The sequence below is a fragment of the Pseudomonas sp. G7(2022) genome, assembly GCF_052660475.1.
In genome coordinates this window covers 3,306,947-3,330,205 of sequence record NZ_CP109659.1, presented here as the reverse complement: position 1 = coordinate 3,330,205, position 23,259 = coordinate 3,306,947, and the positions used below count along the sequence as shown (strand labels likewise).

The window sequence follows — 23,259 nt, the reverse complement described above, 5'->3', positions numbered from 1 at the left end:
GAGACCGCGCAATCAGGAGACGTACATGCGCTATTCAGCCTTGACCCAACGAATCGCCGGGGAGGGAGCAGCGGCCTGGCGGATTCACGACCGAGCGCTGGAACTGCGCGCCGAAGGGGTCGATGTGTTGCTGCTGTCGGTGGGTGATCCGGATTTCGACACGCCGCTGCCGATCATCCACGGCGCCATCGACAGCCTGTTGGCGGGCGATACGCATTATTCCGAAGTGCGCGGCCGGCGGGAGCTGCGCACGTTGATCGCTGAGCGCCATCGACGCAACAGCGGCCAGGATGTCGATGCCGAGCATGTGATCGTGTTGCCCGGCGCACAATGCGCGGTGTATTCGGTGGCGCAATGCCTGCTTGATCCGGGCGATGAAGTGATCGTCGCCGAACCGATGTATGTGACTTATGAAGGTGTATTCGGTGCCTGTGGCGCAACCGTGGTGCCTGTTCCGGTTCGCCCTGAGAACGGTTTTCGCGTCGACCCGGTGGATGTCGCGGCGCGGATCACTCCGAAGACTCGGGCCATGTTGCTCAACAGCCCCAACAATCCTTCCGGCGCCAGTCTGTCGTTGCTGATCTGGCAGGCGCTTGCGGCGCTGTGCATTCGTCATGACTTGTGGCTGATCAGTGACGAGGTTTACAGCGAATTGTTATACGAAGGTGAGCACGTCAGCCCGGCGAGCCTGCCGGGCATGGCCGAGCGCACCGCGACCGTCAACAGCCTGTCAAAGTCCCACGCGATGACCGGTTGGCGGATCGGCTGGATGATCGGGCCAAAACCGTTGGCCGAGCATTTGGTGAATCTGTCGTTGAGCATGCTGTTCGGTCTGCCGGATTTCGTGCAGAAAGCGGCGCAGGTAGCGCTGGAGACAGACCTGCCGGAAGTGACGCTGATGCGCGAGGAATACCGGTTGCGTCGGGATCTGGTGTGCGAGCGGTTGCGCGGCTGTCCGGGGTTGTACCCGATCAAGCCGGATGGCGGGATGTTTGTGATGGTCGATGTGCGCCAGACCGGGATCGGGGCGCAGGATTTTGCAGAACGATTGCTGGAGGGGTATGGGGTTTCGGTGCTGGCCGGTGAAGCGTTCGGGCCCAGTGCGGCGGGGCATATTCGCATCGGGCTGGTGGTGGATCGGGTGAAGCTGGCGGATGCGTGTTCGCGGATTGCGCTGTGCGCTGCGCAGCTTTTGCAAGTGCGCAGCGCCTGAAGGTTCTGTGTTGTCTTTAATGGCCCCTTCGCGAGCAGGCTCGCTCCCACAGTGTACTGCGGTGTACACAAGACCTGTGGGAGCGAGCCTGCTCGCGAAGGGCCGGTACAAGCGCTGAAAGTTTCAGCTCTGCCAAGCTGATGAGTTCACCAGATTCACCGGCTTCTTCCCAGTTAACGCCGCCAACAGATTCTCCACCGCACACCGCGCCATCGCTTCGCGCGTTTCATGGGTCGCCGAACCCATGTGCGGCGTTGCCACCACATTATTCAGTTGCAACAACGGCGAGTCATGATTCAACGGCTCGCGCTCGAACACATCCAGCCCCGCCGCGCGAATCCGGTTATGGCGCAAGGTATCGATCATGGCCGTCTCGTCTACTACCTTGCCTCGGGAAATGTTGATGAAGATGCTTTCCGGGCGCATCAACGCAAACTGTTCGGCGCCAATCAAACCTTCAGTCTGCGCCGTCAGCGGCAACGTCAGACAGATGAAATCCGCCTGCTGCAGCAAGTCTTCAAGGCTGCGGTACTGCGCGTTGAAGCGTGCCTCGACCGCCGGTTTGCGCGACTGGCTGTGATAGATCACCGGCATCCCGAACCCGAAATGTCCACGCTGCGCCAACGCCTCGCCAATCCGCCCCATACCGATGATGCCCAGGGTCTTGCCGTGCACATCGGTGCCGAAATGCGCCGGGCCGATGCTGCGGTGCCAGTGACCGCCGCGCACCATGTTCGCCAGTTCCACCACTCGCCGGGCGGTGGCCAGGATCAGCGCGAAACCGGTGTCGGCAGTGGTTTCGGTGAGCACATCCGGGGTGTTGGTCAGCAGAATTCTGCGTCGGGTCAGGTAGTCGATGTCGTAGTTGTCGACGCCCACCGAGACGCTGGAAATCGCTTCGAGCTGCGGTGCCAGATCAAGCAATGCCGCATCCAGTTTCAGGCTCGCGCCGAGCAATCCGTGGGCGCCGGGCAGGGCGTCACGCAGTTTCATCAGGCCGTCGGCGTCGAGGCTGTCGATCAGCGTCACGTCGACCTGTTCCTCAAGGCGCGCCATCAGCGCCGCCGACAGTTTTTTGTACAGCACAACCTGCTTTTTCATCGCAGTCATCTCTCTATCAATTCAGGAATGGGCCGGCTGCGGACGCGGTGCGACGCGCTTGGCCGTCACCCGGTCGCTCGCGCCGGGCTTGAGAAAAATCGTCAGCACCACCGAGAGCATCAGTGCGCCGCTCATCAGCAGGTACGAAGCGCCGGGCGAACCGGTGGAGCTGTTGAGGTAACCGACCAGATACGAACCACCGAACGAACCGAGGGCGCCCATGCTGTTGATGAGTGCCATGGCGCCGCCAGCAACGTTGGCCGGCAGGATTTCCGGCACGATCGCGAAGAACGGCCCGTAAGGCGCGTACATGCAGGCGCCGGCAATCACCAGCAGCGTGTACGACCACCAGAAATGCTCGGCACCCAAGGCATACGAACCGTAGAACGCCACCGAGGCAATCAGCAGCGGCGGCCAGACGAAACGTTTGCGCTTTTGCAGTTTGTCCGAGCCCCAGGACACCAGCAGCATCCCGATCACCGCCGCCAGATACGGCAGGGCCGAGAGCCAGCCGGCCTCGATCATGTCCATTTGCGCGCCGGCCTTGAGAATCGACGGCAGCCACAACACGAAGCCGTAGACGCCAATGCTCCAGCAGAAAAACTGCAGCGCCAGAATGATCACCTTCGGCGAGCGGAAAGCTTCAGCGTAGTTCTTAACTGCTTTGATCCCGACCTGTTCGGCGGCGAGAGCGCTTTGCAGATCGTGCTTTTCCCGGTCGCTGAGCCACTTGGCCTGAGCCGGACGATCATCGGCCAGCTTCCACCAGATAAACGCCCAGAGCACCGCCGGCAAACCTTCGATGATGAACATCCAGCGCCAGCTGAAATGCTGCACCAGATACCCCGACACCACCGACATCCACAGCATCGTCACCGGGTTGCCGAGGATCAGGAAGGTGTTGGCCCGGGAGCGTTCGGCACGGGTGAACCAGTGACAGAGATAGACCAGCATCGCCGGCATCACCGCCGCTTCGACCACGCCGAGCATGAAACGGATGACGATCAGCCAATAGGCGTTGGAAACCACGCCGGTCAGCGTGGCGAGCCCGCCCCAGAGGATCAGGCTGACGAAGATCAGCTTCTTGACGCTGTGCTTCTGCGCGTAGATCGCGCCGGGCACCTGGAAGAAAAAGTAACCGAGGAAAAACAGCGCGCCGAGCAGCGAGGACAGGCCCGGCGTGATCATCAGGTCGGCGGCCATCCCGGAGGCGGCAGCGAATCCGTAGTTGGCGCGGTCCAGGTAAGCCAGGCTGTAGGTGATGAACACGATCGGCATGATGTACCACCAGCGGCGGGTGGCGAGGGTTACGGTTTTCATGGTCTTGCTCCTGAGCTTGTTGTTTTTGTCGCAGCAGGTTCAATTAATCGGTTGTTTGTACTGGCCCTATCGCGAGCAGGCTCGCTCCCACAAGGGGGCTGAGTTGGAACCCGATCCAGTGTGGGAGCGAGCCTGCTCGCGATTGACGGCCTCCAGTTCAGCCGAAAGTTCGGATCGGGTCGGCAAACCCTCCATGTCGCCACGGCTCTGCACCGCCCGGCTGCCAATCCAGTTGGCGCGTCTGACGGCTTCGGGAAAGCTCTGGTGCTCCAGCAGGGCACTGATCATCCCCACCGCAAATCCATCTCCGGCACCGACCGTATCGACCACGGTTTCGACCGGCACACCGGCAACAAACCCCTGATCCAGGTGCGTGCGGTAATACGCACCCTGCGGCCCGAGTTTGATCGCCACGGCTTCGGCACCCTGATCCAGATAAAACGCGGCGATGTCCGCCGGATCTTCAAACCCGGTGAGCAAGCGACCTTCGCTCAGCCCCGGCAACACCCAATGGGCGAGGGCGGCGAGGCGGTTGATTTCGGTGATCATCTCCCGTTCGCTGGCCCACAGGCTCGGGCGCAGGTTCGGGTCGAATGACACGCTGCGCCCGGTGTTGCGCATGCGGGTCATCAGTTCATGGGACATTTCCCGGGCCGACGCCGACAGCGCTGGCGGAATGCCGGTGGCGTGCAGATGTCGCGCGCCCAGCAGCGTCGGGGTGATCGACTTCGATGACAGATGACTGGCCGCCGAGCCGCGACGGAAGTACTCGACCGTCGGATCGCTGCCGTCATCGTTGCGCGACTTGAGCTGGAAACCGGTCGGGTGCGCGTTGTCCACTTCGACATGGCTGCAATCCAGACCTTCGCGGGCCAGGGTTTCGACGACAAATCGTCCCAGGGAATCGGCACCGACACGGCTCAGCCACGCAACGTTGAAACCCAACCGGGACAAACCGATGGCCACATTGCTGTCCGCCCCGGCAATCCGCCTGTGGAACTGATCGACGAATGCCAGATCACCGCTCTGTTCGGCAACAAACATGGCCATGGTTTCGCCGAACGACAGAATATCGATCTCAGACATGAGCAGGCTCCAGGCGGGATTGGCCGAGGCAGGCGAGGGCGGCAACGTGTTCGGTGGTCAATTGCACCAGGTCGTCGCCCTGCAACGGGTATTCGGCGGCGCGCATGACCCCTTGGGCCATGTGCCGCAGCAGTTGTTCCCACAGATGCAGGTCGGTGGCGGCCGGCGGAACCGCTACCAGTTTGCCGTCGGCGCGGCGGGCCACGGCTTTGCAATGCACGTAACCGACGTGGCGGCCCAGCAGTCGAGCGGCACTGGTGGCGGACTGGTCCTGCCACTGCCAGTTGCCGATGTCGAAGGTCATCTTGATTGGCAAGTTGTGTTGCTCGACGGCGGCGAAAAAGCGCTGGAACGGTTCGATGCGACCGCCGTGCAAGGTCTGATCGTTCTCCACCAGCAGTTGCACCGGGCTCTGCGCGAGGATTTGCCCCAGCGCCTGCAGATCGTTGTTGTCGGTGAAGAAACCAAGGGAAACCTTCAGCCACTTCGATCCGAACGCTTCAGCGTTTTGCAGTGCAGTGATGAGTTCGGGATTGGGCCGCGACTGGCCGGCCAGCCACAGTTCGGTGGGCGAGGAATAGATACTTTGCAGGCCTTCGGCTTGTGTGGCGGCGGCGAGTTGTTCGGGGACTTCGATGGTCAGCAGTTCTTCGCGCCATTCGATGCGATGGGCACCGGCAGCGGCCAACACCTCGATGAAAGAGCCTTGACCACGGCGGCGCACAAGGTCGGCGCCGTAGCTGGAAAGGCTGATGGAAACGGCGGGTTTATTCATTGTTATCTACCTCTGAAACCGGTTTCATTTTTGTTCAAAAAAAATCATCAAGTTGTGCATTGCTCTTTCGGGTCCCTTCGCGGGCTTGCCCGCGAAGAGGCCATGTCAGTCACCACAAAATCCACGGGTCGAACCGCGCTCAATGAGCAACGGTGCAAAATCCAGCGTCCGCGCCGCTTCATCATCCCCACGCAAGCGCTTGAGCAAGCATTCAAATGCCTGTGCCCCAATCTCGGCGGTTGGCTGGGCGAGGGCCGTAATCCCGCTGCCCACCAATGGATACCAATCCAGATCATCCAGCGCGATCAGCCCGACATCCTCGAACAAGCGGCAGCCGATCTCGCGCAAGGCCAGGGTGCAAGCCAGCGCCGCCACGCCATTGGCGCAGAACAGGGCTTTAGGGCCCGAATCAGGTGTGTTTAAAAAGGTTTGAAGGTCTTTGGCAAGACTCGGGCCGGTTTCCAGTACAGCGCCACGGATGTCCTCGCGCTGGCCAATCTGCTGCTGAAAACCGCTGACCCGCTCGACCCGCGAGCTGGTGCCGTCATAGGGTTCAGTCACCAGCAGTACATCGCGATAGCCGCGTTGCTGAAGATGTTCGAGCGCCATCTCGATGGCTTGCGGGTTATTCAGCCCGGCCATGTCGCTGTCGAGCCCATCGACCTTGCGATCCACCAGCACCAGCGGCATTTCCCGCTTCAGCTCATCCAGTTCATCCCGGTGGTGGCCCAAGGTGTTCACGATCAGCCCTTCGATGTTGTACGAGCGCAACAGCGCCAGATGCTGGCGTTCCTGCTCGTCATCGCGATCGGTGTTGCACACCACCAGGCTGTAACCGTGCCGGCGGCAGGCGGTTTCCACGCCGTGCATCACGGCAATCGAATAGGGGTTGCGAATATCGGCCACCAGCATGCCGATCAGGCGGGTGCGCCCGCGTTTCAGGCCTCGGGCCATTTGATTGGGACGGTAGCCGAGTTCGGCAATCGCCTGCTCGATGCGCTGGGCAATGGCATCGGAGAGCAGGGCGCGGTCATCGCCGATAAAGCGCGAGACGCTGGCCTTGGACACGCCAGCGTGTTCGGCGACGTCGAGCATGGTGACGCGGCTGCGCTGGGCGGCGGAGAAATCGTTCACGGTCTGAAACCTTGTTATTGGATTTGTCAGGTCAGATTATCTGTATCTGAAACCGGTTTCAGGAAACACCAGAAGCGATTGGATCGTCAAGTGAATGATCGGAGGAAAACCCTAAGTCACCGACAAGTGGCGCTCGAGGATGAGCTAGACATCAGCCGAACAGCCCGGCCGCAATGTTGATCGAGAACCCGAGAATGGCAGTGTTGAATACAAAGCCGATCAACGACTGTGCCAGCACGATCTTGCGTATTTCTCGGGTGGCCACGCCGACATCCGCCGTCTGCACAGCGACGCCGATGGTGAACGAGAAGTACAGAAAGTCCCAATAGTTGGGCGTTGTCAGGCCTTCGGCAAAACGCAGCGCCGGCTCCTTGCCGTCCCAGGTATAAAACAGCCTGGCGTAGTGGACACTGAAAATGACCCCGATCAGCAACCATGAGCCAATCACCGTCAACGCGGTAAAGCCGTAGTGCAGGAGCTTGTGGGAAGTTTGCAGATCCTTGCTGCCGACCAGTTCCAGGGTGATGGCCGCCAGACTGGCCAGCGCCGCGATACACACCACGAACAACACCAGTCCGGCGTTCTCGTCCTCGACTTCGGCGATGCGTCTGACGTCCGGTGCTTTCGCGCGAGCTGTCAGCCAGAACATCAGGAGCAGATAGGTCCAGACGCCGGCGTTCCAGCCAATGAGGGTTTTGCTGATGACGGAGTCGGCAGGGACCAGCAGGCCGACGGCAAGACCGAATAATGCGGCGGCGGAAAGGCGAGGGTGGGTGCGGGCGAGGAAGCGCATGGGAACTCGATGGGCCAGGGTGTGCAGACACCTTAGCCCAGCGCGGCGACCTGTGGCCACCGCGCCGGAACCGGTCAATCAATCAGGCTTGGCGAACCTGCGCACAAGCTTGATCACCACCACAAAGAATACCGGCACGAAAATCACCGCCAGCGTCGCCGTAATCATCCCGCCAATCACCCCGGTACCGATGGCTTGCTGGCTCGCCGAACTCGCGCCCGTGGCAATCGCCAGGGGTACCACGCCCAGAATGAACGCCAGCGAAGTCATCACAATCGGCCGCAACCGCAGACGCGCCGCTTGCAATGTGGCATCAATCAGATCGTGACCTTCGTCATACAGGCTTTTGGCAAACTCGATGATCAGGATCGCGTTTTTCGCCGACAGACCGATGATGGTGATCAGGCCGACCTTGAAGAACACATCGTTGGGCATCCCGCGCAAGGTCACCGCCAGCACCGCGCCGAGAACACCGAGCGGTACGACGAGCAGCACGGAAGTCGGAATCGACCAGCTCTCGTACAACGCCGCCAGACACAGGAACACGATCAACAGCGACAGCCCGAGCAGAATCGGTGCCTGACTGCCGGACAAACGTTCCTGCAGCGACAGCCCTGTCCATTCCTGCCCCAGGCCTTTCGGCCCTTGGGCAACCAGCCTTTCGATTTCCGCCATGGCTTCGCCGGTGCTGTGGCCGGGTTTTGGTTCGCCGGAAATCGAGATCGCCGGGTAGCCGTTGTAACGGGTCAGCTGCGCCGGGCCTTGAGTCCAGGTGGCCCGGACAAACGCCGACAGTGGCACCATTTTCCCGGCGTCGTTGCGCACGTGCATTTTCAGCAGGTCATCGACCTGACTGCGGCGATCGCCTTCAGCCTGCACGACCACCCGTTGCATCCGCCCCTGATTGGGGAAGTCGTTGACGTACGAAGAACCGATGGCGGTGGACAGCACGTTGCCGACGTCGGCGAACGAGATGCCCAGTGCGTTGGCCTGCTTGCGGTCCACTTCCAGCTGCACTTGCGGCGCTTCGGCCAGGGCACTTTCACGCACGTTCATCAGGATCGGGCTTTTTTCGGCGGCGTCCAGCAGTTGGGTGCGCGCTTCCATCAAGGTCGCATGACCGAGGCCGCCACGATCCTGCAGGCGGAACTCAAAGCCGCTGGACGTGCCGAGGCCATCCACCGGCGGCGGCAGTACGGCGAAGGCCACCGCGTCCTTGATCTGGCTCAGGGCAATGTTGGCGCGGTCGGCAATCGAGCTCGCCGAGTCGTCGCTACCACGCTGCGACCAGTCCTTGAGCGTAGTGAACGCCAGCGCGGCGTTCTGCCCGCTGCCAGAAAAACTGAATCCGAGAATCACCGTGCTGTCGCCCACGCCCGGTTCGCTGGCGTTGTGCGCTTCGATCTGCTCGACCACCTGCACTGTGCGGTTCTTGCTCGCACCGGGTGGCAGTTGAATGTCGGTGATGGTGTAACCCTGATCCTCGACCGGCAGGAACGAGGAGGGCAGGCGCGCAAAGCACAGGCCCAGACCCACCAGCAACACAACGTAGATCAGCAGATAACGACCGGTGCGTTTCAGCGCGTAGCCGACCCATCCCTGATAACGATCCGTCAGTTGCTCGAAGCGGCGGTTGAACCAGCCGAAGAAACCGGTTTTCTCGTGATGCTCACCCTTGGCAATCGGCTTGAGCAAAGTGGCGCACAGTGCCGGGGTCAAGGTCAGGGCGAGGAATGCCGAGAACAGGATCGAAGTCGCCATCGACAGCGAGAACTGGCGATAGATGACGCCCACCGAGCCCTGCATGAACGCCATCGGAATGAACACTGCCACCAGCACCAGCGTGATGCCGATGATCGCGCCGGTGATCTGGGTCATCGCCTTGCGTGTCGCCTCCTTGGGTGACAAGCCTTCGGTGGCCATGATCCGTTCGACGTTCTCCACCACTACGATGGCGTCGTCCACCAGAATGCCGATGGCCAGCACCATGCCGAACATGGTCAGCACGTTGATCGAGAAACCCAGCGCGAGCATGGTCGCGAAGGTGCCCATGAGCGCCACCGGCACCACCAGCGTCGGAATCAGGGTATAGCGGATGTTCTGCAGGAACAGGAACATCACCGCAAACACCAGCAACATCGCTTCGCCCAGGGTGTAGACCACTTTGGTGATCGAGACCTTCACGAACGGCGACGTGTCGTAGGGAATCTTGTATTCCACGCCCGCCGGGAAATAACGCGACAGTTCATCCATCTTCGCCCGGATCAAGGTCGCGGTGCTGAGGGCATTGGCGCCCGGCGACAGTTGCACGCCGACGGCGGTGGACGGCTTGCCGTTCAGGCGGGTGCCGAACTGGTATTCCTGGCTGCCGATCTCGACCCGAGCCACATCCTTGATGCGCACGGTGGAGCCGTCGGGGTTGGCCTTGAGCACGATATCGGCGAACTCTTCCGGCGTCGAAAGCTGACCCTTGACCAGAATCGTCGCGGTGATTTCCTGACTGCTCGGATTTGGCAAATCACCGATGCTGCCCGCCGAGACCTGAGCGTTCTGCGCGACGATGGCGGCGTTGACGTCCGCGGGCGTCAGATTGAAACCAATCAGCTTCTGCGGATCTACCCAGATCCGCATCGCCCGCTCGGCGCCGTACAACTGGGCCTTGCCGACGCCGTCGATGCGCTTGATCTCGTTCATCACGTTGCGCGCCAGGTAATCGCTGAGCGCCACGTCGTCGAGCTTGCCGTCGCTGGAGGTCAGGGTGATGAGCAGCAGGAAACCGGCGGAGACTTTCTCCACCTGCAAACCTTGCTGGTTCACCGCTTGCGGCAGGCGCGACTCGACCACCTTGAGGCGGTTCTGCACGTCGACCTGGGCCAGCTCCGGGTTGGTGCCTGGTTGGAACGTCGCCTTGATCGTGGCGCTGCCGAGGCTGCTTTGCGATTCGAAATACAGCAGGTGATCGGCGCCGTTGAGTTCTTCCTCGATCAGGCTGACGACGCTCTCATCGACGGTCTGCGCCGAGGCGCCCGGGTACACGGCATAGATTTCGATCTGCGGCGGCGCGACGTCGGGGTATTGAGCCACCGGCAATTGCGGGATGGCCAGCGCACCGGCCAACAGGATGAACAACGCGACGACCCAGGCGAACACCGGGCGGTCGATAAAGAACTGCGGCATAGAAGAGCGTCCTGCTTACTGACCAGAGGTCTGGGCAAGTGGAAGAGGGGTGTCGTCGATCTGCACCACTTCGCCCGGACGGGCGTGTTGCAGGCCTTCGATGACAATGCGGTCGCCGGGCTTGAGGCCGCCGGTGACGATCCAGCGGTCGTTCTGTACCGCGCCGAGCTGCACTGGCTGCTGCGCGACGCGCATCTGGTCGTCGACCGTCAGGACCTGCGCCACACCGGCGCTGTCACGTTGTACCGCGCGCTGCGGCACGGTCAGGCCATGCTGGATCACGCCTTGCTCCAGACGCACGCGAACGTAGCTGCCGGGCAACAGATCGAGGTCCGGGTTGGGGAATTCGCTGCGCAGGATGATCTGCCCGGTGCCCGGATCGACCGTGATGTCACTGAACAGCAGTTTGCCCGGCAGCGGATAGAGGCTGCCGTCGTCCTGGATCAACGTGGCCTTGACCTGATCCTGGCCGACCTGCTGCAACTGACCGGAACGGAACGCCCGGCGCAGCTCATTCAATTCACGGGTCGACTGGGTGAGGTCGGCGTGGATCGGGTTCAACTGCTGGATCAGCGCCATGGGCGTGGTTTCGTTCTGGCCGACCAGTGCGCCTTCAGTCACCAGGGCACGCCCGACGCGCCCGGAGATCGGCGCGGTGACGGTGGCGTAACCGAGATTCAGTTTGGCGCGCTCGACGGCAGCCTTGTTGGCGGCCACGTCGGCGGCGGTCTGCCGGGCGTTGGCGCGGGCGTTGTCGTAGTCCTGAGCGCTGATGGCCTTGTCGTCGATCAACTGGGCGTAGCGCTGCTCCTGCAACTTCGCCTGGAACGCGTTGGCCTCGGCCTTGCGCAGGGCCGCTTCGGCGCTATCGAGGTCAGCCTTGAACGGTGCCGGATCGATGCGGAACAGCACGTCGCCTTTTTTCACGTCGCTGCCTTCGCGGTAGGTGCGTTGCAGCACCACGCCGGCGACCCGGGCGCGGACTTCGGCGATGCGCGGGGCGGCAATCCGCCCGCTCAGTTCGCTGCTGATCGACAGGGGGCGCGCCTCAAGGGTTTCGATCCGCACGGTGGCCGGCGGCGCCTGTTCCTCGGCGTTCGAGGATTTATCACAGGCACTCAGCGTCAGCGCTAATGCGATCAGGCCGAGCCCGGCCAGCAGATTCTTCGACATGTACAACCCCCAATATTGATCTGCGCATCCTACGGACAGTCGCAGAGGGTAGCGGTGAAGCTTTGTAGGTGCTGTGTGAAATTGTGTAAGGGTTTTGCTCAGGGACGAGTGAGGGCGTATATCCTTTACGCCTTGAAATTTATTGCGACAGATATGCCGCCTTCGCGGGCAAGCCAGTCGCCACAGCACTTTCTGGATCATCAATGCCCAACATCCTCCTGGTCGAAGACGACACCGCCCTCGCCGAACTGATCTCCAGCTATCTCGAGCGCAACGGCTATTCCGTCAGCGTGATCGGCCGAGGCGACCATGTGCGCGAACGGGCGCGGCTCAATCCGCCGGACCTGGTGATTCTCGACCTGATGCTGCCGGGCCTCGACGGCTTGCAGGTCTGTCGCCTGCTGCGCGCAGACTCGGCGACGCTGCCGATTTTGATGCTGACCGCCCGCGACGACAGCCACGATCAGGTGCTGGGCCTGGAAATGGGCGCCGACGATTACGTGACCAAACCCTGCGAACCACGGGTTTTGCTGGCGCGGGTACGCACCTTGCTGCGTCGCAGCAGCCTCGGCGAGCCGATGACCGCCAACGACCGCATCCTGATGGGCAACCTGTGCATCGACCTGTCGGAGCGCACGGTGACCTGGCGCGATCAGCCGGTTGAACTGTCCAGCGGCGAATACAACCTGCTGGTGGTGCTGGCCCGTCATGCCGGTGAAGTGCTGAGTCGCGACCAGATTCTGCAACGCCTGCGCGGCATAGAGTTCAACGGCACCGACCGCTCGGTGGATGTGGCGATTTCCAAGCTGCGACGCAAGTTCGACGACCACGCGGGCGAAGCGCGCAAGATCAAGACCGTGTGGGGCAAGGGTTATCTGTTCAGCCGTTCCGAGTGGGAATGCTGATTCGATGTTCAGAATCCTGTTTCGCCTCTATCTGGTGACGATCGTTTCCTACAGCGCGGCGATCTATCTGGTGCCGGATCTGGTGGTGATGGCGTTCAAGCAGCGGTTCGTCACCTACAACCTCGATTATTCCCGTGGCCTGCAATCGCTGATCACCAAGCAGTTTCGCGCCGTGCCGCAGGATCAGTGGCCGGCGGTTGCGGCGTCGATGGACAAGGATTTCCAGCCGCTGCACATCGTCCTCGCCCGTATCGATAACGCCGATTTCACCCCGATCGAACAAGAGCGCCTGCGTCGTGGCGAAAACGTGGTGCGCATCGGCGACTGGGGCTGGCGTACGCTGGCGGTGACGCCGCTGAACGACCAGGTGGCCGTGCAAATGGTGGTCCCGCCGGATCCGATGGACGTGAACCTGTTGTACTGGAGCATCAACGTGCTGATCGGCGCGAGTCTGCTGGCGTGCCTGTTGCTCTGGTTTCGTCCGCACTGGCGCGACCTGGAACGCCTCAAGGGCACGGCCGAACGTTTCGGCAAGGGCCATTTGAGCGAGCGCACGCAGATTGGCCCGAGCTCCAACATCGGCAGCCTGGCCAACGTGTTCGACACCATGGCCGGCGACATCGAAAACCTGCTCAACCAGCAGCGGGACTTGCTCAACGCCGTGTCCCACGAATTGCGCACGCCGCTGACCCGCCTGGACTTCGGCCTGGCGCTGGCGCTGTCCGATGACTTGCCGCAAGCCAGCCGCGAACGCCTGCAAGGGCTGGTCGCGCACATCCGCGAACTGGATGAGCTGGTGCTGGAGTTGCTGTCCTACAGCCGCCTGCAGAATCCGGCGAAGTTGCCGGAGCAGGTCGAAGTGTCGCTGGACGAGTTCATCGACAGCATTCTGGGCAGCGTCGACGAAGAGCTGGAATCACCGGAAATCGTCATCGATGTGCTGCTGCATAATCAGCTGGAACGTTTTTCCCTTGATCCACGCCTGACCGCCCGTGCAATTCAGAACCTGTTGCGTAACGCCATGCGTTACTGCGAAAAGCGCATTCAGATCGGTGTGCAGGTTTGCCCGAAGGGCTGTGAGATCTGGGTGGATGACGACGGGATCGGCATTCCGGAAGACGAGCGGGAGCGGATATTCGAGCCATTCTATCGGCTGGATCGCAGCCGGGATCGGGCGACCGGCGGGTTTGGACTGGGGTTGGCAATCAGCCGTCGGGCGCTGGAAGCCCAGGGCGGGACGTTGACGGTGGAAGGTTCGCCGTTGGGCGGGGCGCGGTTCAGGCTGTGGCTACCAACCCCCGTTTAGCGCTCGTTGATGATCGTTCCCACGCAAAAGGTTCGAGGCCTCGACGTGGGAACGATTAGTGCACAGCGATCAGCGTGAGATAACAGGCGTCAGTCAAAGCAGTTCAGTGGAATGGATCAGGCCGACCCCCGCCACTTGCATCCGCTCGATCGCCGCCGTCAGCGAGCCGTTCAGATCAATCGCCCGGCATGCATCCAGCACCACAAACGCATTGAACCCCGCGGCCCGTGCATCCAGCGCGGAGAACATCACGCAGAAATCCAGCGCCAGGCCGACCATGTACACCGTGTCGATGCCGCGCTCCTTCAGATAACCCGCCAGACCTGTGGTTGTGACGCGGTCCGCTTCCAGAAACGCCGAATAGCTGTCGATGTCCGGGTTGCAGCCCTTGCGGATGATCAGTTGCGCATGGGGCAGGTTCAATTCCGGGTGGAGTTCGGCACCCCGGGTGGCCTGCACGCAATGATCCGGCCACAGGGTCTGTTCGCCGTAGGGCAGTTGAATCACGTCGTAGGGCTTGTGGCCGGGGTGACTGGAGGCGAACGACGCATGGCCGGCAGGGTGCCAGTCCTGTGCGATCACGACCTGTTTGAACTGGCGGGCGAGATCGTTGACCAACGGCACTATCCGATCTCCCTCGGGCACCGGCAATTGGCCGCCGGGAATGAAGTCGTTCTGTACATCGATGACCAGCAATGCACTACGAGGCGTGATAGACATCGGTAATCCTTACTTGGAAAGTCACTGGTCCAGCATAGTACAGCCTGCCTCGTGCGCCTGATCGGGCGAGCGCAATTCAACAGCAATTCTTGATCATTTTCTTCGAGAAAACACCTGTCAGATATGACAGTTGTGGCCTTCGCTGCATGGGTATCTGATGGCAGGCAACGCGATCCTGCAGTGATCAATCCCTTTCGATCCGCTGGCAAAGGACTGAAGACGATGGCCGTCCCTACACTCGTTCAACCTCGTATTCCCGGTATGAAACAACCGGTGTCCGCGCCGCAACCGGTCGATGCCGGACTGCCGTTGGCGCTGACTTATCTCTATCCCGAGGGGGTCAAGGTTTTCATCGAGCCTTCGGCGGGTATGGTTGCGGATGACAGGCTTGTCTTACGACTTGACGGTGTTGTAGTGGCAACTAAACCGATTCCCGTCGGAGAGGAAAACCAACGAGCGGACCTGTATGTTCCGGTGAAATTTTTGAAGGTCGGGCTTAACACGCTGGACTACAGCCTGGAACGAGGCGGCGTCGAGATTGAAACTTCATACCCGTTGCAGGTCTGGTTCCATGACAAACGTCCGGGGCTGGTGGATCGTTTTCCCGAGAAGGAGGGGCATTCGGAGCTGAAGCTGAAAGTCGAGCAAGTGGTCCTCGATGAAGGCGTCAATCCCGAACGGGCACGGGAAGGCGTTGCTGTCACGCTTTCCTATCCGCTGATGAGAGCTTTCGACAAAGTGCAACTTGATTGCAACGGCGTGATCCTGACGCGGCTTGTGACCCAGGCCGACGTCGATAGCGGAGAGCCTTTGGTGATCAGGATCCAGGAAGCGACGTTCATCGAAGCGGGCGACGCGGCGGATTTTCCGTTGAAGTACACGGTGACCGATTGTGTTGGCAACGGTCCGGACACCGACAATCCGTACTCGGTCGCATTGCCTTTGTACGTCAATCTTTTGGGGCAATGGTACGACCCGCCGATTGTCAGTGAAGACCCTGCCGACGCCGAAGATGACCCCGATACGATCGACCTCGACAAGCTTGCCGGCGGGCCCGCGACTGCGCAGGTGTACGTGTCACGCGACTGGATGAAAGGTGACGACATTCACCTGTACTGCCGCTTTCAGGATGCGATCGGTGACGTGCAGTCATTGACGTTGGTCGAGACGGTCAAGAACATTCCGTTCATGTACACGTTCTCGGTACCGAACAATTATCTCACTGCCGCCGCGGACGGCACGGCTAAATTCCGGTATACCCGGGTAAGTGGTGGTGTACCGCTGGATCGTTCCGAGACGTTGACCGTCCGCATCATTGGCGGCGCCACCAGTGATCTGTTGCCTCCAACCCTCGTCGGGACTGGCGATCAGTTTGATCCATTGGACTTTCCCGAGGGTCTGACCGTTCGTGTCGAGCACCTTGAGGCCCAGGACGGCGATCAGGCTCGTCTGCTGGTCAAAGGGGCTCCAGGGCTTGGCTCACCGGTGTTCAAGGCGGTCAACTTCAACAAGAATCACCGTGCCAATTTTGTACTCAGGCCTGAAGTGCTTGCGGCCAATCACGGCCGAACGATGACACTGGGTTGGGAGTTGCTGCAGGCAGGAGGCTCGCAGCCATCGGGCGAGCGGGAGGTCACCGTCCACAGGATCGAAGACGCCGATCGGCGCTTGCCAACCCCGGGGTTGCCACAGGCTCTGGATGAAGTGCTCGAACTGGGCGCATTCAAAGGGCACGCTCAGGCAACCTGCAAACCGTGGCCAGGGATGGCTGTGGGGCAGTTACGCTGGTTTCGTCTATGCGGTGTCGGACACGATGACAAGGACCATGAGATCACGATTGCCAACGGCGCTCCGGTCACGGAGCCAGAAACAAAGGCCGGTCTGGACAATGCGCTGATGCGGGATCTATTGCTGAAATTCAAGCCGGAAACCAAGGTGGTCCTGGAGCTGAAGGTGGCATTTGACGGTCATCACGACGAGCGCTCCGCCGTGGTTTTCAAAACCCGCGAGTATAAGGTTCTGAACCTGCCGGCCATGGTATTGGAGGACTTCACGCAGGCACCCGCGCAAGTGGTGACGAAGGGGGGCATCATGGAAACCGCCAACCTGCTTATCAATTTTGTGTCGGGTAGTGGCGAGTGCGCGATCATGCCACGTGCCGATATCGGCCAATCGTTCGCCGGGCGGGTTGAAGGACAGGTGTTGAGTATCGGTCGCGACAGTAATACTCCGGAGCCGGTGATCGTCGAGCTGGAGTTGAAAGATGCCTGTTCCTGCGCCAGTTTCTGGCATTTAAGCAGTAACTATGAAGACAGTTTCGTGGAGTATCTGTCTGCGCACGGAACCCTGCTTGCAAGCAAGTCTCTCGGCACGTCCTACAGCACGCCACAAAGCGTCTTGCATGAGGCATCGGGGATAAAGTTCATCCGGATTGTCTGTCCGAAGGCAGACTGGTTCTCCCTCGACACGATCAAAGTTGAATATTGATCAGGGTTCGGGCGAAACCATGAAGCTCGGATGTCGGGTTGTATCCGATCAACATCCATGCATGTTCGTGAACGGTCCAGTACACCACATTCATTTTGTGTCGACGCTCCTGCTCCACGGGAAGACTGCCACTGTTCGAGCGCGTCACGCATAGCGCAAGCGGGCCGTATCTGGCGTCCTGATAAACGATTTGCGCAATGGGTACGCCGTCGTATTCGAGTATTTGTGCACGCTTGAACACGGCGCCGGGCAATTTCAGTTTCGCGGGCGACAGGCTCACGCCCAGGCGCGCATCGACGGTTCGCAACTGCGCCAGTTGCGAGGCTTCATCGGTGGGCAAGTGTTCGAGAGTCTGCGGCACGTACAACGCCATGTAATCGCCCACCAGTTCGCGCCAGTTGTGCGATTGCTGCGCTTGCCAGGCCAGGAACAAGCGGTCCGCCGCGACACCTGCGAGCGCCACGCCCGCTGCCGCTGCGCCGATGAACCAGCGTCGGCTGAAACCCGGCTTCTGCGGTGACGGCGCGGCATCGAGGCGGGCCTGCAAGCGATCGAGCGGCGCCTGTTGCGCCAGTTCGTCATAGGCGGTCTTGAACGGCAGGTTGCTGCGGCTCAGCCATTGCACCCGTAGGCTCAGGAGCGGATCGTCGGCGATGAGACTGTCGAGGTGGCTGCGCTGTTCGCGGTCCAGTTCATCGTCCAGATACGCCACCAGTTGCTCGTCGGAAGGCGTATTCATTGCCGGTCTCCTGCGGGGGTGTTCAGTACCGCTTGCAGCGGCGGGTATTCGGCCAGTTTCAGGCGTGCGGTGGCCAGGCGGCTCATGACCGTGCCGATCGGTACTTGCAGAATCTCGGCGACTTCGCGGTAGGACAGGCCCTCGACGTACGCCAGATAAACCGTCTCGCGCTGGGTTTCGGGCAACGCATCGACCCGGCGGATCACCTGCGCCGCCATGACGTGGGTCTGCGCGGCGTATTCGCCATCGAATGTCAGCTGGCTGTCGGCGTCTGCCACGCCCTGGCCCTGGCGCACCCGGCGGGCGCGCACTTCGTTGAGCCAGATCGAATGCAGGATACTCAGCAGCCAGCGATCCATGCGCGTGCCGGCCACGTACTGGCCGGCACGCTCCAGTGCCCGCACGCAGGTGGCTTGCACCAGATCCTCGGCCACGTGCCGATTGCGCGACAGCAGCAAGCCGTAACGCCACAGGCGCGCCAGGTGTTGCCCGAGTTCGGCTCTGAAGGCCTGATCGCTGAAAATGTTCGCCTCCGCGTGTCGTGTCAGGTTTTCGATGAATCGTTGATGGCTTCGGCCAGGTCTCGGTATTCCTCGCAGGTTGTGCCGCAAATCTTCTGGATGTGCTGCAACTGTTCCTGCGCCAGATCGACGCGACCCTTGATGACATAAGCCTCGCCCAGGTACTCGCGGACTTGCGCGTACTGCGGATCAAGCCTCACCGATTGCAGGTAATAGCCGATGCCTTCGTCGGTGCGCCCCAGTTTGCGCGTGGCATAACCGCGATAGTTGAGGGCCTTGGCGGTGTTCGGTTGTTCCAGCGTATCGAGCAGGGCCAGGGCTTCTTCATAACGGCCGGCCTTGGCCAGACGGTAGGCGTAATCGGTCCGGTCGGCGTCGGGCACCAGATGGCTGGTCTGCATCACGCACTTCTGCGTTTTGGTGTCGAACACCTGGCCTTTGGGGCAGTTGGGTTTCTGAACGGGCGCCTCTTCATCGCCATTGGCGAAGGCGAGGGGGCTCACGAAAACGGCGGCCACCAGCAACGGGGCGGCGAACATAACGGAACGGATAGTCATGGGCAAGGCTCCACAGGGGGTCATGTTTCACTTTGAACACCGCAGGGTGAACATTTATTCATTGCTTTGTCAGGCTTTGTTAAAGGAAAGCCCTTTTTCCGGCGCTATGCTGGTCAGCGTTCGTCGTCGATCTGCAGTTCTACCATGGGAGTTTGGCCATGAAAGATCAGGTTCACCATTCGGCCGCCAGCGGCTACAAAACCGCCGCCGACACCTACGTCAAAGGCCGGCCCGACTATCCGCCTGCCGTTACCGAATGGCTGACGGGCACACTGGGCCTCGATGGCCACAAGACCGTTATCGACCTCGGCGCCGGCACCGGCAAGTTCACCGGACGATTGGTGGCGACCGGTGCTCAGGTGATTGCCGTTGAGCCGGTGGCGCAGATGCTGGAGAAGCTGTCGCTGGCCTGGCCGCAGGTGTTGGCCGTCAGCGGTACGGCAAGGGATTTGCCGCTGCCCGATGCCTCGGTGGATGCCGTCGTCTGCGCGCAGGCCTTTCACTGGTTCGCCAGCACCGAGGCGCTGGATGAAATCGCCCGGGTGCTCAAGCCGGGCGGCAAACTGGGCCTGATCTGGAACCTGCGCGACACCCGGATCGACTGGGTGCCCAAGCTGGACGCCATCGTCAATGCGTTGGAAGGCGACACGCCGCGCTTCTACACCGGCGAATGGCGCAAGGCCTTTCCACACCCGGCGTTCGGGCCGTTGCAGGCTCAGCACTTTCAGCATGGTCATACCGGCTCGCCGGAAGATGTGATTTTCAACCGGGTGCGATCCACCAGTTTCATTGCCGCGTTGAACGATCAACAGCGCGCGAAGATCGACGAGCAGATTGCTCAACTGATTGCCGGCGAGCCGCAGCTGCGGGGCAGGGAGGTGGTGACGGTGCCTTACGAGACCGCCGCTTTCGTCGCGGTGAAGAACGGCTAAAGTCCCGCATTTGGCCGAACCGCCGTGCTGATGCCTTGTTATAGTTCGGGCCTCATTTTCAGCCCGGTAAAGGATTTCTGCCATGACTCAATACACCGCCTTCAGCGTCGAACTGGCCGACAACATCGCCCATGTGCAGATCAACCGTCCGGAAAAAATCAACTCGATGAACGCCGCGTTCTGGAGCGAAATCGTCGAGGTGTTTCAGTGGATCGACGACACCGACGAAGTGCGGGTGGTGGTGCTCAGTGGTGCCGGCAAACACTTTTCCTCGGGTATCGACCTGATGATGCTGGCCGGCGTCGCCAACGAGCTGGGCAAGGACGTCGGCCGCAACGCACGCCTGCTGCGCAAAAAGATTCTGACCCTGCAAGCCTCGTTCAACGCTGTCGACAATTGCCGCAAACCGGTGCTGGCGGCGATTCAGGGTTATTGCCTGGGCGGCGCCATCGATCTGATCGCGGCCTGCGACATGCGCTACGCCGCCGAAGATGCACAATTCTCCATTAAAGAAATCGATATCGGCATGGCGGCCGATGTAGGCACTTTGCAACGGTTGCCACGGATCATCGGTGACGGCATGCTGCGGGAACTGGCTTACACCGGTCGCACCTTTGGCGCCGAAGAAGCGCGCAGCATCGGCCTGGTCAACCGCGTCTACAGCGACAAGGACAGCCTGATCGAAGGCGTGATGGACATTGCCCGGGACATCGCCGGCAAGTCGCCGATCGCGGTCACCGGCACCAAGGAAATGATCAGCTACATGCGCGACCATCGTATCGACGATGGTCTGGAGTACGTTGCCACCTGGAACGCCGCCATGTTGCAATCCACCGACTTGCGCGTGGCCATGGCCGCCCATATGAGCAAACAGAAACCCGAATTTCTGGATTGAGAAACCATGACATCTCGCTGGACCACCGCAGTACTGGACACCGATCAACCCGGCGGCTGGGCCGTCGCGCGCAGCCCCGAGGGTTTTCTGTTCGATGACAACGGCGCGCTGTTCCCCCGGGAATGGCTCAAGCGCCAGGACTTGTCGATCCTTGCCGAGCACGGCATCGGCCACCTCGATGGCGAGCCGGTCTACCTGCTGGAATTGCGCAACACCAGCGAGGTGTCGGGTTGTAACTGGAAGGGGCTGCGGGCGTTCATGCTCGACGGCGATCACACGATCTACAAAGTGCTGGGCTATGCTGCACAGATCGGCACCTGGGCCCGTGAACACCGGTTCTGCGGCAACTGCGGTCAGGCCATGACTCAGGTGCCACGGGAGCGGGCGATGTATTGTCAGCCGTGCGAGCTGCGCAGTTATCCGCGCATTTCGCCGAGCATGATCGTGCTGGTGACCCGTGGCGATGAAGTCCTGCTGGCGCGCTCACCGCGTTTCGTCACCGGGGTCTACAGCACGCTGGCCGGGTTCGCGGAGCCTGGGGAATCCGCCGAGGATTGCCTGATCCGCGAAGTACGCGAAGAGGTCAGCATCGAAGTGAAGAACATCCAGTACATGGGCAGCCAGTGCTGGCCATTCCCACACTCGATGATGCTCGGCTTCCATGCCGAATACGCCGGTGGCGAGATTGTCTGTCAGGAAGACGAGATCGAAGACGCCCAGTGGTTCAACGTACACGATCTGCCGCCGTTGCCGGCGTCAAAATCGATTGCCCGTTACCTGATCGACGTCTATGTAGCGCGGCGTTTAGGCCATGCTGAACCAGTGCTGCCAGGCTAGACGCACGGTCAACCCCAGCACCACGGTGATGAACACCGGACGAATGAACTTGGCGCCGCCGCTGATCGCGGTGCGCGCCCCGAAGAAGGCGCCGACCATCACCGACAGGCCCATGCTCAGGCCGATGATCCAGTCCACCTGCCCGGAAAACACGAACACCGACAGCGCCGCAATGTTGCTGACGAAGTTCATGCTGCGCGCCACGCCGCTGGCCTTGACCAGATCGATCGGGTACAGCAGCAGACTGCTGACGGTCCAGAACGCGCCAGTGCCGGGACCCGCCACGCCGTCGTAGAAGCCGAGGCTGAAGCCCTGGGTCGATTGCCACTTTTTCTTGATCGGTGCGTCGCTGTCCAGCGGCGCTTTCGGCGTGCCGCCAAACAACAGGTACAGGCCGCAGGCGAAGACGATTACCGGCAGCATCTTGTTCAGCCATTCCGCCGGCAGATAGTGGGCGACGATGGCGCCGGTCAGGGCGCCGACCAGCGTGCCAATGATGGCGTGCATCCATTGCCTTGGGTGGAACAGCTTGCGCCGGTAGAAAGTAAAACTGGCGGTGGCCGAACCGAAGGTCGAACTCAACTTGTTGGTGCCCAGCACCAGGTGCGGCGGCAGGCCGGCGGTGAGCAGCGCAGGCGTGGTCAACAGACCGCCACCGCCGGCGATGGCGTCGATGAATCCGGCAATGAAAGCGACAAGGGCCAGAACGGCCAGGGTAGTGAGGTCAACGCTGAGATCGAAAGGCATGGAATCGGCTTATTTCGGCAGGGCAGGAGCGGGCGGTCATCATAGCCGTAACACCCGGTCATCGCGACTTGGATCCTCATCGATAAAGTGGAGCTCGGACGGAAGTCGCTACACGACCGAGAACCAGACTTTGCTGATGAGGTAATGCCCTTTGTTTCCAAAGGGATCGTTGGGAATGGCGAAGTGAACACTTAACCACTCGTAACCGGGCCGGATAGTGCCTTTGAGCGTCAGCGTTCTTGTTTGCGGATCGACATAGCGTACTTCGGGCCATACTTCATGCTCACCAGTGTTGCGATTGGTCGTCCAGAGCGTGCAGTAGATGTGCGCGTGAAACATTGGATTGGGGGTTTTGCCGAGGACCGGGATGTGAATTCGTCGATCCTTGGTGTCTTGCAACGGGGCGGCATTGGGAGCCTGGATCCGGGAACTGAAAGCGAACACTCCCGGTTGAATGTGAAAGGTCTTTGTTGCAAGACTCTGCCCCTGGTTTCTACCACCGACCAAGCGTGCGGCATAGCTACCGTTGTGGCGTTCGACGGACATCGGTGTGTCGTAACCTTGTGGAATCCATTCGCTGAAATCACCTGTGCTGAAATCACCATTTGGAACCATGTTTTTCTGGGTCATATCAGTCGCTCACTGTCATGGTCGATAGAGAGGCCGTTAATTCGGCCAAATATGGCTGCATGACAATGATTTGATGAATTTGCTGTTGTCGCTACTGTCATTACTGACAGTCCATAAGTACCTTTTGCGATAAAAACAATGGGCTATTGTTGTTTTGGGGAAAGCACGAAATGGAAGCATCCCTGCTTCCATCGTGAGTGGCGGGCTCCGT

Annotated in this window: 21 protein-coding genes; 7 read left to right on the top strand and 14 right to left on the bottom strand. The window is 60.8% G+C overall.

Translation table 11 applies throughout. From position 1 onward, the window contains the following. The first annotated feature begins 25 nt into the window (after window positions 1–25). The gene (locus tag NE357_RS14930; RefSeq protein ID WP_169430525.1) at window positions 26–1,213 is read left to right on the top strand and encodes a pyridoxal phosphate-dependent aminotransferase; all 1,188 of its coding nucleotides are present in this window, start codon (window positions 26–28) and stop codon (window positions 1,211–1,213) included. A 123-nt stretch (window positions 1,214–1,336) separates the two neighbouring features. Here the strand turns inward: NE357_RS14930 and NE357_RS14925 are convergent, their stop codons facing one another. The 8 genes from NE357_RS14925 to NE357_RS14890 all read right to left on the bottom strand — a co-directional run bounded on the left by NE357_RS14925 (window position 1,337) and on the right by NE357_RS14890 (window position 11,772). Further along, a complete protein-coding gene (locus NE357_RS14925; protein ID WP_169430524.1) occupies window positions 1,337–2,314 on the bottom strand; it encodes a 2-hydroxyacid dehydrogenase in 978 nt (325 codons plus the stop codon). A gap of 21 nt (window positions 2,315–2,335) precedes the next feature. Next, window positions 2,336–3,634: an MFS transporter gene (locus tag NE357_RS14920; RefSeq protein WP_169430523.1), complete on the bottom strand. Its 1,299-nt coding sequence runs from the start codon at window positions 3,632–3,634 to the stop codon at window positions 2,336–2,338. Window positions 3,635–3,700: 66 nt separating this feature from the next. After that, window positions 3,701–4,720, bottom strand: coding sequence for a sugar kinase (locus NE357_RS14915; RefSeq protein WP_169430522.1), 1,020 nt, complete (start codon window positions 4,718–4,720; stop codon window positions 3,701–3,703). Then, a complete protein-coding gene (locus NE357_RS14910) occupies window positions 4,713–5,495 on the bottom strand; it encodes a sugar phosphate isomerase/epimerase family protein (RefSeq protein WP_169430521.1) in 783 nt (260 codons plus the stop codon). Before NE357_RS14910 ends, NE357_RS14915 begins: the two co-directional genes overlap by 8 nt. Window positions 5,496–5,600: 105 nt before the next feature. Next, window positions 5,601–6,629, bottom strand: a complete 1,029-nt coding sequence (locus NE357_RS14905) for a LacI family DNA-binding transcriptional regulator (protein ID WP_169430520.1) — start codon at window positions 6,627–6,629, stop codon at window positions 5,601–5,603. Between the two features lie 151 nt (window positions 6,630–6,780). Next, the gene (locus NE357_RS14900) at window positions 6,781–7,422 is read right to left on the bottom strand and encodes a DUF1345 domain-containing protein (protein WP_169430519.1); all 642 of its coding nucleotides are present in this window, start codon (window positions 7,420–7,422) and stop codon (window positions 6,781–6,783) included. Between the two features lie 78 nt (window positions 7,423–7,500). Further along, window positions 7,501–10,599, bottom strand: a complete 3,099-nt coding sequence (locus NE357_RS14895; protein WP_169430518.1) for an efflux RND transporter permease subunit — start codon at window positions 10,597–10,599, stop codon at window positions 7,501–7,503. Window positions 10,600–10,614: 15 nt separating this feature from the next. Next, window positions 10,615–11,772, bottom strand: a complete 1,158-nt coding sequence (locus NE357_RS14890) for an efflux RND transporter periplasmic adaptor subunit (RefSeq protein ID WP_102718708.1) — start codon at window positions 11,770–11,772, stop codon at window positions 10,615–10,617. A 203-nt stretch (window positions 11,773–11,975) separates the two neighbouring features. Here NE357_RS14890 and NE357_RS14885 point away from each other — a divergent pair, with 203 nt between their 5' ends. After that, complete coding sequence (locus NE357_RS14885) at window positions 11,976–12,677, top strand: response regulator transcription factor (RefSeq protein ID WP_065261627.1); 702 nt, start codon at window positions 11,976–11,978, stop codon at window positions 12,675–12,677. 4 nt (window positions 12,678–12,681) lie between these two features. Further along, a complete protein-coding gene (locus NE357_RS14880; protein ID WP_169430517.1) occupies window positions 12,682–13,983 on the top strand; it encodes an ATP-binding protein in 1,302 nt (433 codons plus the stop codon). A gap of 93 nt (window positions 13,984–14,076) precedes the next feature. Here the strand turns inward: NE357_RS14880 and pncA are convergent, their stop codons facing one another. Continuing rightward, a complete protein-coding gene (gene pncA / locus NE357_RS14875; RefSeq protein WP_169430516.1) occupies window positions 14,077–14,703 on the bottom strand; it encodes a bifunctional nicotinamidase/pyrazinamidase in 627 nt (208 codons plus the stop codon). A gap of 222 nt (window positions 14,704–14,925) precedes the next feature. Between pncA and NE357_RS14870 the strand changes: the two genes are divergently transcribed. Beyond that, window positions 14,926–17,190, top strand: coding sequence for a hypothetical protein (locus NE357_RS14870; RefSeq protein ID WP_169430515.1), 2,265 nt, complete (start codon window positions 14,926–14,928; stop codon window positions 17,188–17,190). On the opposite strand, the gene NE357_RS14865 is transcribed toward NE357_RS14870, so the two are convergent. The 3 genes from NE357_RS14865 to NE357_RS14855 all read right to left on the bottom strand — a co-directional run bounded on the left by NE357_RS14865 (window position 17,174) and on the right by NE357_RS14855 (window position 19,007). Then, window positions 17,174–17,929, bottom strand: coding sequence for an anti-sigma factor family protein (locus tag NE357_RS14865; protein WP_169430514.1), 756 nt, complete (start codon window positions 17,927–17,929; stop codon window positions 17,174–17,176). The genes NE357_RS14870 and NE357_RS14865 overlap by 17 nt on opposite strands. Then, window positions 17,926–18,411 carry an RNA polymerase sigma factor gene (locus NE357_RS14860; RefSeq protein WP_169432649.1) on the bottom strand — a complete coding sequence of 162 codons (486 nt, stop codon included), beginning with the start codon at window positions 18,409–18,411 and terminating at the stop codon, window positions 17,926–17,928. The genes NE357_RS14865 and NE357_RS14860 overlap by 4 nt, the downstream gene beginning before the upstream one ends. Before the next feature lie 62 nt (window positions 18,412–18,473). Then, window positions 18,474–19,007, bottom strand: a complete 534-nt coding sequence (locus NE357_RS14855; RefSeq protein ID WP_169430513.1) for a tetratricopeptide repeat protein — start codon at window positions 19,005–19,007, stop codon at window positions 18,474–18,476. A 158-nt stretch (window positions 19,008–19,165) separates the two neighbouring features. Between NE357_RS14855 and NE357_RS14850 the strand changes: the two genes are divergently transcribed. The 3 genes from NE357_RS14850 to nudC all read left to right on the top strand — a co-directional run bounded on the left by NE357_RS14850 (window position 19,166) and on the right by nudC (window position 21,671). Beyond that, window positions 19,166–19,939 (top strand): class I SAM-dependent methyltransferase, encoded by a 774-nt coding sequence (locus NE357_RS14850; protein ID WP_169430512.1) that lies wholly within the window; start codon window positions 19,166–19,168, stop codon window positions 19,937–19,939. A gap of 82 nt (window positions 19,940–20,021) precedes the next feature. Continuing rightward, complete coding sequence (locus NE357_RS14845; protein ID WP_085709995.1) at window positions 20,022–20,834, top strand: crotonase/enoyl-CoA hydratase family protein; 813 nt, start codon at window positions 20,022–20,024, stop codon at window positions 20,832–20,834. A 6-nt stretch (window positions 20,835–20,840) separates the two neighbouring features. Beyond that, complete coding sequence (gene nudC, locus NE357_RS14840; RefSeq protein ID WP_169430511.1) at window positions 20,841–21,671, top strand: NAD(+) diphosphatase; 831 nt, start codon at window positions 20,841–20,843, stop codon at window positions 21,669–21,671. Here the strand turns inward: nudC and NE357_RS14835 are convergent. Next, window positions 21,639–22,418 carry a TSUP family transporter gene (locus NE357_RS14835; protein ID WP_169430510.1) on the bottom strand — a complete coding sequence of 260 codons (780 nt, stop codon included), beginning with the start codon at window positions 22,416–22,418 and terminating at the stop codon, window positions 21,639–21,641. The genes nudC and NE357_RS14835 overlap by 33 nt on opposite strands. A 108-nt stretch (window positions 22,419–22,526) precedes the next feature. Then, window positions 22,527–23,048: a hypothetical protein gene (locus NE357_RS14830; protein ID WP_169430509.1), complete on the bottom strand. Its 522-nt coding sequence runs from the start codon at window positions 23,046–23,048 to the stop codon at window positions 22,527–22,529. Between the last annotated feature and the right edge of the window lie 211 nt (window positions 23,049–23,259).

Bases quoted from the DNA above. Each gene is read 5' to 3' on its own strand.
- NE357_RS14920 (WP_169430523.1), bottom strand. From the start codon at position 3,634: ATGAAAACCGTAACCCTCGCCACCCGCCGCTGGTGGTACATCATGCCG.
- NE357_RS14930 (WP_169430525.1), top strand. From the start codon at position 26: ATGCGCTATTCAGCCTTGACCCAACGAATCGCCGGGGAGGGAGCAGCG.
- NE357_RS14870 (WP_169430515.1), top strand. From the start codon at position 14,926: ATGGCCGTCCCTACACTCGTTCAACCTCGTATTCCCGGTATGAAACAA.
- NE357_RS14900 (WP_169430519.1), bottom strand. From the start codon at position 7,422: ATGCGCTTCCTCGCCCGCACCCACCCTCGCCTTTCCGCCGCCGCATTA.
- NE357_RS14915 (WP_169430522.1), bottom strand. From the start codon at position 4,720: ATGTCTGAGATCGATATTCTGTCGTTCGGCGAAACCATGGCCATGTTT.
- NE357_RS14880 (WP_169430517.1), top strand. From the start codon at position 12,682: ATGTTCAGAATCCTGTTTCGCCTCTATCTGGTGACGATCGTTTCCTAC.
- NE357_RS14890 (WP_102718708.1), bottom strand. From the start codon at position 11,772: ATGTCGAAGAATCTGCTGGCCGGGCTCGGCCTGATCGCATTAGCGCTG.
- NE357_RS14895 (WP_169430518.1), bottom strand. From the start codon at position 10,599: ATGCCGCAGTTCTTTATCGACCGCCCGGTGTTCGCCTGGGTCGTCGCG.
- nudC (WP_169430511.1), top strand. From the start codon at position 20,841: ATGACATCTCGCTGGACCACCGCAGTACTGGACACCGATCAACCCGGC.
- NE357_RS14885 (WP_065261627.1), top strand. From the start codon at position 11,976: ATGCCCAACATCCTCCTGGTCGAAGACGACACCGCCCTCGCCGAACTG.
- pncA (WP_169430516.1), bottom strand. From the start codon at position 14,703: ATGTCTATCACGCCTCGTAGTGCATTGCTGGTCATCGATGTACAGAAC.
- NE357_RS14845 (WP_085709995.1), top strand. From the start codon at position 20,022: ATGACTCAATACACCGCCTTCAGCGTCGAACTGGCCGACAACATCGCC.
- NE357_RS14850 (WP_169430512.1), top strand. From the start codon at position 19,166: ATGAAAGATCAGGTTCACCATTCGGCCGCCAGCGGCTACAAAACCGCC.
- NE357_RS14830 (WP_169430509.1), bottom strand. From the start codon at position 23,048: ATGACCCAGAAAAACATGGTTCCAAATGGTGATTTCAGCACAGGTGAT.
- NE357_RS14835 (WP_169430510.1), bottom strand. From the start codon at position 22,418: ATGCCTTTCGATCTCAGCGTTGACCTCACTACCCTGGCCGTTCTGGCC.
- NE357_RS14925 (WP_169430524.1), bottom strand. From the start codon at position 2,314: ATGAAAAAGCAGGTTGTGCTGTACAAAAAACTGTCGGCGGCGCTGATG.
- NE357_RS14910 (WP_169430521.1), bottom strand. From the start codon at position 5,495: ATGAATAAACCCGCCGTTTCCATCAGCCTTTCCAGCTACGGCGCCGAC.
- NE357_RS14855 (WP_169430513.1), bottom strand. From the start codon at position 19,007: ATGACTATCCGTTCCGTTATGTTCGCCGCCCCGTTGCTGGTGGCCGCC.
- NE357_RS14865 (WP_169430514.1), bottom strand. From the start codon at position 17,929: ATGAATACGCCTTCCGACGAGCAACTGGTGGCGTATCTGGACGATGAA.